The 1,997-nt window shown below is 67.7% G+C and carries 2 protein-coding genes; both read left to right on the forward strand.

Annotation, left to right across the window (positions count from 1 at the left end):
• Positions 1–52: 52 nt before the first annotated feature.
• On the forward strand, positions 53–1,036 hold the full coding sequence (gene hemB / locus ACFU7D_RS29415; protein ID WP_378874028.1) for a porphobilinogen synthase: 984 nt from the start codon (positions 53–55) through the stop codon (positions 1,034–1,036).
• A gap of 66 nt (positions 1,037–1,102) precedes the next feature.
• Positions 1,103–1,822 (forward strand): TetR/AcrR family transcriptional regulator, encoded by a 720-nt coding sequence (locus ACFU7D_RS29420; protein ID WP_378729015.1) that lies wholly within the window; start codon positions 1,103–1,105, stop codon positions 1,820–1,822.
• Positions 1,823–1,997: the final 175 nt, after the last annotated feature.

Here is a 1,997-nt window from a genome sequence, read left to right on the forward strand (position 1 = left end):
GCACGCGGCTGTTGCACTACCGTGGAACGTACCCTTTTGCGATGGAGTGCAGATGAGCATCGAGAAGCCCGTGATCCGTCCCCGGCGCCTGCGACGCACGCCGATCATGCGCCGGATGGTCGCGGAGACGGCCGTACGCCCCGCCAACCTGGTCCTGCCCGCGTTCGTGCGCGAGGGGATCGATGAGCCCGTCCCGGTCTCGACCATGCCCGGGGTCGTCCAGCACAGCCGCGAGTCGCTGCGGAAGGCCGCGGCCGAGGCCGCGTCCGCCGGCATCGGCGGCATCATGCTCTTCGGCGTACCGGAGACCAAGGACGCCGTGGGTTCGGGCGCGCTGGACCCCGAGGGCATCCTCAACGTGGCCATCGCCGACGTCGTCTCCGAGGTGGGCGACGCGCTCACCGTGATGAGCGACCTGTGCCTGGACGAGTTCACCGACCACGGCCACTGCGGTGTGCTCGCCGAGGACGGCAGCGTCGACAACGACGCCACCCTCGAGATCTACGCCCAGATGGCGATCGCGCACGCGGAGGCCGGCGTCCACATGGTCGGCCCGTCCGGGATGATGGACGGCCAGGTGGCGGTGACCCGCGACGCCCTCGACGGCGCCGGCCACACCGACGTCTCGATCCTCGCCTACTCCGCGAAGTACGCCTCCGCCTTCTACGGCCCCTTCCGTGAGGCGGTCGACTCCTCGCTCAAGGGCGACCGCCGCACCTACCAGCAGGATCCGGCCAATGCACTGGAGGGTGTCCGCGAGGCGCTCCTTGACGTGGCCGAGGGCGCCGATATCGTGATGGTCAAGCCCGGGCTCCCGTACCTCGACGTCCTGCAGCGAGTGCGTGAGTCTGTCGATGTTCCGGTGGCTGCCTACAACATCTCCGGGGAGTACGCGATGTTGGAAGCCGCCGCCGCGAACGGCTGGATCGACCGCGAACCGGCGATCCTGGAGACACTCACCGCCTTCAAGAGGGCGGGTGCGGACGTCATTCTGACCTACTGGGCCACCGAAGCGGCTGGCTGGCTGCGAGGCTGACGTTCTCGCCTGATCAGCCGCTCAGCTCTGTGACGTGGAACATATCCTGAGAGTAGACTGCAGCCTGTGACCAATCGAGAGTTGGCCAGCCCCAAGCGCACCGGTCGGCCGCGCAACAGTGGACGTGATTCGGCGAACCCGCGGGAAGAGATCCTCAAAGAGGCATCCAGGCTTTTCACCGCTCAAGGGGTCGCGGCGACGACGATCAGCCAGATCGCCGAGTGTGTCGGACTGCGCCAGTCCTCGATGTACTACTACTACAAGTCCAAGGAGGAGATCCTCTCCGCCTTGATGGAGAAGAACCGCGAGTCGCTCACCCTCGCGGAGAAGCTTCTCGAGGAGGACGGTCCGGTCGCTCCGCGGCTCTACGCCTTCCTCTACACCGACGTCCGTCAGCTGTGCACCGCCCCGCTCGACTTCTACGAGCTGGAGGTGGCCGCGCTCGCGCAGCCGCAGGTCTTCGCGGGCTTCGAGGAGGACGGCGACAAGCTGCGCGATGCGGCCGCCCAGCTCCTCGTGCTGGGCGTCGACAGCGGCGAGCTACGTCAGACCGACCCTGCCGCGACTGCGCTGATGCTGCTCTCGCTCAACGAAGGTGCCCAGCACCGGCTCTGGCACGGCCGGCGCGACGAGGAGAAGGCCTCGGCGAGCTCGACCACTCTGGCCGAGTCGGTCGCCGACTACCACCTCAGCTCCCTGCTCGCCGACGCGTCCTCCCTGGACGCGGTCCGCGAGGCCGGCCGGGCCTTCGTCACCGAGTACGAGGACGACGAGCCCGCCGCCTGACCCGCTGATCACGCCGCTGGGCAGGTGTAACACGTCGTTCGTAGGACTACTCGCCCTATTAGAACGACCGGATAGTCCTACGAACGACGTGTTACATGTGCGGAGGACGCGCGATCACCGCGCTGGCTACGCCGAAGGGACCCCGCCGGATGGCGGGGTCCCTTCGGAGGTGGCT

Source organism: Nocardioides sp. NPDC057577 (genome assembly GCF_042801335.1).
Taxonomy (GTDB): domain Bacteria; phylum Actinomycetota; class Actinomycetes; order Propionibacteriales; family Nocardioidaceae; genus Nocardioides.